The sequence below is a fragment of the Erwinia sp. 009765445 genome (genome assembly GCF_058137865.1).
Map to the genome: position 1 here is coordinate 26,012 of NZ_JBYUWC010000030.1, position 8,284 is coordinate 34,295.

The following is an 8,284-nucleotide window of genomic DNA, read 5'->3' on the forward strand; positions in this document are numbered from 1 at the left end:
AGGACGCTACATGTTTTCCCGACTCCGCCTGAGCGCGCTGGCTGCGTTGCTCTCCTGCGGTGCCCTTTTCCCTCTGCACGCGGCAACCGTGGCCGAGGGTCACTATGCCGAGCAGCAGCTGCGGCATATCGCCACCTATTTTCCCGGCCGGATGGCTGGCAGCCCGGCCGAGATGCTGACCGCGGACTATCTGCAACAGCAGTTTCAGCAGCTGGGTTTTGACAGCAATAAAAGAGACTTTACCGCCCACTATCAGTATAAGTCACAGAATGGTCACCTGACGCCACACACGGTGACCGCAACCAGCGTGGTGGCGGCGAGAACCGGAGCGGTTCCACAGCAAATCATCATTATTACCCACTCGGATACCTGGCTGTCGCAGAGCGACAGCGATCGCCAGAAAAACCTGGGCGGCCTGACGCTGCAGGGAGCCGACGACAACGCCTCCGGGCTGGGCGTGATGCTGGAACTGGCGCAGCGGCTGAGCAAAGTGTCCCTGCATTACAGCCTGCGCTTTGTCGCGCTGAGCGGCGAGGAGCTGGGCCAGCGCGGCGAGGAAGACTACCTCGCACGAATGAAGCCGGAAGAGAAAAAGAATACTCTGCTGGTGATCAAACTGGACAGCCTGGTGGTGGGGAATAAACTCTATTTCGACAGCGGGGCTAACACGCCAGAACCAGTGGCACGGCAGACCCGCGACAGGGCACTGGCTATCGCCCGGGCCAGCGGCATCCCAACGGCCAGCCGGGGTAAAGTCGTCAGGACTGAACCGGCAGTGGACCTGTTCGATAAGGCCGGTTTCCCGCTACTGAGCGTGCGTGCCACTGACTGGGAGCTGGGCGGGAAAGATGGCCAGCAGCAGCGCGCTATCAGCCGACACTTCCCGCAGGGCACCACCCGCCACCAGGCCGCGCTGGATAACCTTGCCTGGCTGGATCGCTGGCTACCGGGGCGCATCAGCCAGCGCATGCACAACAGCGTAAAAATTCTTCTGCCGCTGATCGTTGATCTGGCAACCCCAAAAATAACGTCTTAAGGAGTCGCAATGTACATCGTCAGCCTGAACTACACCCGCCCGCTGGAAGAAGTTGAAGCCGTGCTGGACGCGCATCTTACATGGCTGGATAAGTATTTCGATGCCGGGGTATTTATTGCCGCTGGCCGTAAGGATCCGCGCACCGGCGGTCTGATCATTGCTGCGGATATCGATCGCGAGCGGCTGAACACCATTCTGGCGGAAGACGCCTTCCAGGCCGTGGCCGACTATGAGGTGACGAAGGTGAATGTGACCCGTGCGGCGGATGAGTTCGCAGGGTTGGTCGGGAAATAGAAGAAAGGGCGCAGGCTACCAGTCTGGAGCCTGCGCTGTGAGTGCAGAGTCATTTGGAAGAACGGCAGCTGATTACTCGTGCAGCCCACACTCGCGCTTCAGGCCAAAGAAGCGGGTTTCCTCTTCAGCCATCCCCGGTTCCCATTTGCGCGTGGTGTGCGTATCGCCCACTGACAGATATCCCTGATCCCACAGCGGGTGATAACCCAGGCCGTGTTCTTTGAGGTAGCTGTAAACCTGCTTGTTATCCCAGTCGATAATCGGCAGCACCTTGAACACGCCACGCTGGATAGCCAGCACCGGCAAACTGGCGCGGCTGCTGGACTGGTCACGGCGCAGACCGGCGAACCAGGTCTGGCCGTTCAGCGTTTCCAGCGCCCGGTTCATCGGCTCTACCTTATTGATCAGGTTGTAACGCTCGATCCCTTCCACGCCCTGCTCCCAAAGTTTGCCGTAGCGCGCTTCCTGCCAGGCGGCACTCTGCTCAGCGCGGAACACCTTCAGATTCAGGCCGAGTTTGTCAGTCAACTCATCAATAAACTGGTAGGTTTCCGGGAACAGATAGCCAGTGTCCGTGAGGATCACCGGAATATCCGGCTTCGCCCGCGTCACCAGATGCAGGCTCACTGCAGCCTGGATCCCAAAGCTGGAAGAGAGCACCGCTTCGCCGGGCAGGTTTTCCAGCGCCCAAATCACGCGCTCTTCTGCGGAGAGTTTTTCCAGCTTTGTATTGATTTCCGCCAGCGCCATCACGCGCTCAACTTTCGGTAAATCATTCAGTGCTGAGAGATCGAGTACAGCCATATCAAGCCTCCGTCATTCCCAAAAATCGCGGGCCGGGTCGAGAACCGGTTTCACCACGCCAGTGCGGATGGTGAAATCGCCAAAGCCTTCACCGGCTTCGCGTTCTGTGGCCCAGCGGCCCATTAATTCATCAAGGGTAGACAAAATTTCGTCTTCGGTGATGTTTTCACGGTACATGCGCGGGATGCGCGTGCCAATGCGGTTACCCCCCAAATGCAGGTTGTAGCGGCCCGGAGCCTTGCCCACCAGGCCAATTTCGGCCAGCAGTGCACGACCACAGCCGTTCGGGCAGCCGGTCACGCGCAGCACGATGTGCTCATCACCCACGCCGTGCGCAGTCATGATGCCTTCCACGCGGGTGACGAATTCCGGCAGGAAGCGCTCGGCTTCGGCCATCGCCAGCGGGCAGGTCGGAAACGCCACGCAGGCCATCGAGTTTTCACGCTGGGCGGTGACGCTCTCCATCAGCCCATGCTCACGGGCAAGCTGCTCGATTTTTGCTTTATCCGCTGCCGGCACACCAGCCACAATCAGGTTCTGATTGGCGGTCAGGCGGAAGTCGCCTTTATGCACTTTGGCGATTTCCGCAATCCCGGTTTTCAGCGGGCGACCCGGATAATCCAGCAGACGACCGTTTTCAATAAACAGCGTCAGGTGCCATTGATTATCGATGCCTTTTACCCAGCCGAAGCGGTCGCCACGGGTGGTGAATTCATAAGGACGGATCGGTTCAAGTTTGATCCCGGCGCGACGCTCGACTTCCTCTTTAAAGGTGTCCACGCCCACGCGCTCCAGGGTGTATTTGGTTTTGGCGTTTTTACGGTCGGTACGGTTACCCCAGTCGCGCTGAGTGGTAACCACCGCTTCTGCCACGTCCAGAATTTTATCCACCGGCAGATAGCCGAACTCGCTGGCGGTACGGGCGTAGGTGGCTTTATTACCGTGATCGATAGACAGGCCGCCGCCCACCAGCAGGTTGAAGCCGATCAGCTTGCCCTTCTCGGCAATCGCAATAAAGTTCAGGTCGTTGGCGTGCAGATCCACATCGTTATGCGGCGGCACCACCACGGTGGTTTTGAACTTGCGCGGCAGATAAGTTTCGCCGAGGATTGGCTCTTTATCGGTGGTCGCGACCTTTTCCTTATCCAGCCAGATTTCCGCATAGGCGCGGGTTTGTGGCAGCAGATGCTCGGACAGCTTCTTCGCCCACTCGTAAGCTTCCTGATGCAGCTCAGACTCCACCGGATTGGAGCTGCACAGCACGTTACGGTTCACATCGTTGGCGGTAGCCAGCGAATCCAGCCCCACTTCGTTCAGCATCTGGTGCGCAGGTTTGACGTTGCCCTTCAGGATGCCGTGGAACTGGAAGGTCTGACGGTTAGTCAGACGGATGCTGCCATAAATGGTGTTCTCTTCAGCAAACTTGTCGATGCCCAGCCACTGCTTCGGCGTGATGATCCCGCCCGGCAGACGGCAGCGCAGCATCATCGCGTGGCGCGGCTCCAGCTTCTGCTCCGCACGCTCGGCGCGAATGTCACGGTCGTCCTGCTGGTACATGCCGTGAAAACGGATCAGCAGGAAGTTATCGCCGGTGAAGCCACCGGTCAGGCCGTCCTGCAAATTTTCGGCGATGGTGCCACGCAGGTAGTTGCTCTCTTTTTTCAGGCGCTCGGCATCGGTCAGTTTGCCTTCAACCACCAGCGGTCCAGGGTGTTTTTCATTCATTAGTAAACGTCTCGCTGATAACGGCGCTCGATGCGCAGCTCACTTAAAAATTCGTCGGCGGTTTCCAGATCCATCCCGCCGTGCTCCGCCACTACTTCCAGCAGCGCCTGCTCCACGTCCTTCGCCATGCGGTTGGCATCACCACAGACATAAAGGTGTGCGCCCTGCTCGATCCAGCGCCACACTTCGGCTCCTTTGGCGCGGATTTTATCCTGCACGTAAACTTTGTGCTGCTGGTCGCGCGACCAGGCGAGGTCTATATTGGTCAGCAAGCCATCCTTCACGTAGCGCTGCCACTCCACCTGATAAAGGAAGTCCTCGGTAAAGTGCGGGTTGCCAAAGAACAACCAGTTTTTGCCTTCTGCACCGTCGTTATCACGCTGCTGCATAAAGGCGCGGAACGGCGCAATGCCCGTGCCCGGACCAATCATGATAACGGGGGTTTCCGGATTGGCTGGTAAGCGGAAGTTGTCATTGTGCTCAATGAACACGCGGATCTCACCATCCTCTTCCAGCCGGTCGGCCAGGAAGCTGGACGCACCGCCCGCACGGGCACGGCCTTCAATTTCATAGCGCACGGCACCGACGGTGATATGCACTTCAGTTTCGCTCTCAGCCTGCGAGGAAGCGATGGAATAGAGACGCGGCGTCAGTGGACGCAGCAGCTCCGTCAGCTGTTCAGCACGCAGTTCAACCGGTGCCTGACGCACCATATCCACAATCGGCATCGACTGGGCGTAGTGCTGTAATTTGCTCTTATCGCTGACCAGCGCCAGAAGCTTCTCATCGCGAGACAACTTGCCGTACTGCTCAACAATCTGTGGCGTGTTGACGGTCAGCTCAAAGTGTTTCTGCAGCGCTTCGCTCAGCGGCAGCGTCTGGCCGTGGATCGCCACACTCTCCCTGCCAGTCAGCCACAGCAGCTCAAGCAGCTCCTGCACCAGCGCCGCGTCGTTTTCATACCACACGCCCAGCGCATCACCCGGCTGGTAGCGCAGGCCGGAATCGCCCAAATCAATTTCGATATGGCGCACGTCTTTATCGGAATCACGGCCGGTGATTTTCTGGTTCACCGCAAAGCTGGCAGTCAGCGGCTCTTCCTTGCTGTACGGGCTGCTGAACACTTCGTTGACCGTCCCGGCGGCGGTAACGGCAGCCACGGCTGGCGATTCGCTGGGGACCCGGGCCTTCAGTATTCCAACGATTTGCTTGCGCCACTTTTCGGCTTCTGCCGCGTATTCCACATCGGCATCAACGCGATCCAGCAGGCGCTCGCCGCCCATCTCTGCCAGCTTACCGTCAAAGTCTTTCCCGGCCTGGCTGAAAAATTCATACGAGGTGTCACCCAGCCCAAAGACGGCAAAGGCGGTGTTATCCAGCTTCGGCGCCTTTTTCGACATCAGGTATTTGTGCAGCGCCACGGCTTCTTCCGGCGGCTCACCTTCGCCCTGCGTCGAGGTGACCACAATCAGCATTTTTTCCTGAGCGATCTGCTTGAACTTGTAGTCGCCCGCATTAACCAGGTTAACGTTCAGTCTGGCGGCCAGCAGGTCATCGCGCAGCTGTTCGGCCAGGCGACGGGCATTGCCGGTCTGCGAAGCGGAGAGCAGCGTAATCGTCGGGACATCAGCCGGAACCGGAGCGCTGACCGCCGCAGTGCCGGGAGTCTGATTGACCATGCCCCAGAAATAACCGGAAAGCCATGCGAGCTGGGTGGTGGAGAAGTCACCGGTCGCCGCCTGCAGGCGCGCGAGTTGTTCCGGATTAAGCGGAAGCAGAGAACCTGGGGGAGCCTGAGTCGTCATTGCGTAAAATATTCCAGTTAAAGGGCTCTGGGGCCAAAAGTCAGTAAGATAGAGACAGGGTAACGACTGGGATAATAACCCTTAAATAAGGGTTGGTAATAATAAATAACCAAAATGACTAAACGCTTTTACAACTAAGGCATAGTGGCAAAACAGGTTAATTAAATAACCAAAAATCAGCCAGTTACAACTGTTCACTTTTCATTCCTGTCGAACCTTCAGGAAAGTGCAGTGAAACGGATGCGAAAAAAGGGTTTTTCCGGTAGACTTTGCCGGTTTTTTCAAGCAATCACTGAGACCTGTCCTATGGTTACCACGCTGTTTAAAGATTTCATGTTCGAGGCCGCTCACCATCTGCCTAACGTACCGGCCGGGCACAAATGCGGCCGCCTGCACGGGCACTCCTTCCTGGTGCGGCTCGAAATTACCGGCGAAGTGGATGCGCATACCGGCTGGATCATGGATTTTGCCGGGCTGAAAGCGGCCTTTAAGCCGATTTATGACCGACTTGATCACTACTATCTGAATGAGATCCCGGGCCTGGAGAATCCGACCAGCGAAGTGCTGGCTAAGTGGATTTGGGACCAGATGAAGCCGAAGCTCCCGCTGCTGAGCGCGGTAATGATTAAAGAGACCTGTACTGCGGGCTGTGTGTATAAGGGCTGAGCCTGGTCAGCCCGCTGATGATGGCTGGCGACGCTGCCAGTATGAGCACTTATACTGGCAGAGTGGGTAGGGATACCGGGGCTTTAGCTGGCGAAATGCCCGGTTTCATCTGCCATTATTCCTTTGATCTCTTTAATTAACGCCTCACGGGTAGTGGATGTTTTAGCATTCGCTTCTCCCACGCAATTATCGGCCCACTCTTTAACTCTTGTGGCATCACTGGTTACCGAAATATAGTACATTTCAACCCTCGTATTACTGATTCCAGATTTCTCGGCAACCCCTTTTTTAATTTTCTCGCAAAGGTGATATTGCTTTAAAAAATTCTGAGTCACGTTTTTCCCCGAGTTATCTTCCCCATCAGAAATTAAAATAAAAACCTTGCGCTTATTACTTCCCTTCACCATCACGGTGAACGGAGCGAATCAGTCCGGAACTGATCTGTGTATTACCATATGCCTGCATATTCTGAAACTGGTCCAGCACACTTATATCACTGGTGAGTTCAACCAGCCAGGAGCGAGCACTGCTGCGACTTAAGTCATTATTGCTGATATGCTTGAACCATCCACCATTTAAACACATAGCTGAATAGGGCCTGATATAGGTGTGATCTTTATCCTTAACCATAGCTGTCCATTCCAGTGGAAAGGTAATCACAGCCTCATCGCTGAACATCTCCTGCAACGTCGCCTGATAATCTGTGACGTAATCATTAAAAATCGTCCCGTAATTATCATGGTACTTTTTCACCAGCCATGCACTCTGGTACTCTTTAGAAATAATTAACTTCGAGTGTTCAGAATAAATATCGCTGTCTGGATAGACTTCCGATTTACAGGAATACAGATATTTTCCGGTACTGCTGCCATAAATACTGTTTCTCACACACCGTTTGCGGAGAACGGCAGGTTCCGTCATTGCTGGAATGGCGGGTTTAACATACTCTATATAATAGCGGTAACGATAAAGATCTATATTGTAAATAATACTATTCAGCGTATAGCAATCAGGATTCTGTATCTGCTTATCTGCTCAGAACGCATAATTAATATTATAATTTGCCTTAGGGACGAACAATACCGAGCAGCCAACCCGTTCGCCGCCACGCTCATTCTTACCGGGTAACTTCACCGGGACACCAATACTGAAGGGCACCAGCGCTATTTGCGTTTTTTCATTATTCTCAAGAGCGAACTGGCTGATCTCTTTTACGACGGCCTTAAGATCGTTCAGTCTTGTTCCCTGCATGGAACCGGAGAAATCCAGTACAAACACGTAATCTGTCGCCACTGAGGTAAACTTTTTCACCAACCGGTTGCCGCTGCCGGTATCAATATCGTGGTCAAAACCTGCCAGCGTACCGGTGTTGAAGATAATTGGCACCTTCAGTGTAGCGCTCAGCTCATAGCGGGTAAATTTAAAACCATTGGCATCCATCTCCTCATTAATCCCGGAGACACTGATGACGGGTACACTGGCTATTCCGGGAAGATGATAACGGACATAGTTTGTTGCCATCAGCTGTGCGGCTTTTAACTCGTCCTTATTTAAGTCACTTTTTCCGGTGGCGGAAACGGCCAGCGCCGCTTCATCCATTGCATTGGCCAGCCGGGTTTTCGTCGACAGCAAATTCACACTGTCCAGACCAAAACTCATCATCGCCAGCAGGCACGGCAGGATAATGGCGAAAGCTGGAGCCAATGCGCCACTATCGCTATGAAGCACCCCTTTTATTTTTTCCCGGATTACAGACACGATCTTAACTCCCTGGCTGAGGCCATTTTTTTATAGGTCATCCTGCCCTTTCTGACGCAATACATGGCGGGAATATCATTCGGCCGGTATTTTTCAACCCACTCACCGGCATCATCTTTCTGTAGTGATGTTATGGACGCCCCTCCCTGAAGTAGCCAGTGCCATACTCTATTGACTGCAATTAATTCAGGAGTGA

Annotated in this window: 10 protein-coding genes; 3 read left to right on the forward strand and 7 right to left on the reverse strand. The window is 54.8% G+C overall.

All coding sequences use genetic code 11. The features are described from left to right. The first annotated feature begins 10 nt into the window (after positions 1-10). Together AC3Y5R_RS22945 and AC3Y5R_RS22950 are read left to right on the forward strand one after the other, a co-directional pair. The gene (locus AC3Y5R_RS22945; protein WP_489923255.1) at positions 11-1,036 is read left to right on the forward strand and encodes an aminopeptidase; all 1,026 of its coding nucleotides are present in this window, start codon (positions 11-13) and stop codon (positions 1,034-1,036) included. A gap of 9 nt (positions 1,037-1,045) precedes the next feature. Then, a complete protein-coding gene (locus AC3Y5R_RS22950; RefSeq protein ID WP_489923256.1) occupies positions 1,046-1,330 on the forward strand; it encodes a YciI family protein in 285 nt (94 codons plus the stop codon). Between the two features lie 72 nt (positions 1,331-1,402). On the opposite strand, the gene cysH is transcribed toward AC3Y5R_RS22950, so the two are convergent. The 3 genes from cysH to cysJ are packed head-to-tail and all read right to left on the reverse strand — an operon-like array spanning position 1,403 to position 5,664. After that, positions 1,403-2,134: a phosphoadenosine phosphosulfate reductase gene (cysH, locus tag AC3Y5R_RS22955; protein ID WP_489923257.1), complete on the reverse strand. Its 732-nt coding sequence runs from the start codon at positions 2,132-2,134 to the stop codon at positions 1,403-1,405. Positions 2,135-2,146: 12 nt separating this feature from the next. Then, positions 2,147-3,859, reverse strand: a complete 1,713-nt coding sequence (gene cysI / locus AC3Y5R_RS22960; protein ID WP_489923258.1) for an assimilatory sulfite reductase (NADPH) hemoprotein subunit — start codon at positions 3,857-3,859, stop codon at positions 2,147-2,149. Beyond that, entirely contained in the window at positions 3,859-5,664 is a 1,806-nt protein-coding gene (cysJ, locus tag AC3Y5R_RS22965) for an NADPH-dependent assimilatory sulfite reductase flavoprotein subunit (protein ID WP_489923259.1), read from the reverse strand. Before cysJ ends, cysI begins: the two co-directional genes overlap by 1 nt. Positions 5,665-5,970: 306 nt before the next feature. Between cysJ and queD the strand changes: the two genes are divergently transcribed. Next, on the forward strand, positions 5,971-6,330 hold the full coding sequence (gene queD / locus AC3Y5R_RS22970; protein WP_489923260.1) for a 6-carboxytetrahydropterin synthase QueD: 360 nt from the start codon (positions 5,971-5,973) through the stop codon (positions 6,328-6,330). An 83-nt stretch (positions 6,331-6,413) separates the two neighbouring features. Here queD and AC3Y5R_RS22975 read toward each other — a convergent pair whose 3' ends face one another. The 4 genes from AC3Y5R_RS22975 to AC3Y5R_RS22990 form a co-directional block, all read right to left on the reverse strand. After that, positions 6,414-6,665 carry a hypothetical protein gene (locus AC3Y5R_RS22975; RefSeq protein WP_489923261.1) on the reverse strand — a complete coding sequence of 84 codons (252 nt, stop codon included), beginning with the start codon at positions 6,663-6,665 and terminating at the stop codon, positions 6,414-6,416. A gap of 55 nt (positions 6,666-6,720) precedes the next feature. Next, positions 6,721-7,218: a hypothetical protein gene (locus AC3Y5R_RS22980; RefSeq protein ID WP_489923262.1), complete on the reverse strand. Its 498-nt coding sequence runs from the start codon at positions 7,216-7,218 to the stop codon at positions 6,721-6,723. Positions 7,219-7,365: 147 nt separating this feature from the next. Next, positions 7,366-8,058, reverse strand: a complete 693-nt coding sequence (locus AC3Y5R_RS22985; RefSeq protein WP_489923263.1) for a TadE/TadG family type IV pilus assembly protein — start codon at positions 8,056-8,058, stop codon at positions 7,366-7,368. Positions 8,059-8,078: 20 nt separating this feature from the next. Further along, positions 8,079-8,284 (reverse strand): hypothetical protein (locus AC3Y5R_RS22990; protein ID WP_489923264.1); only part of this gene is annotated, 206 nt, incomplete at its 5' end.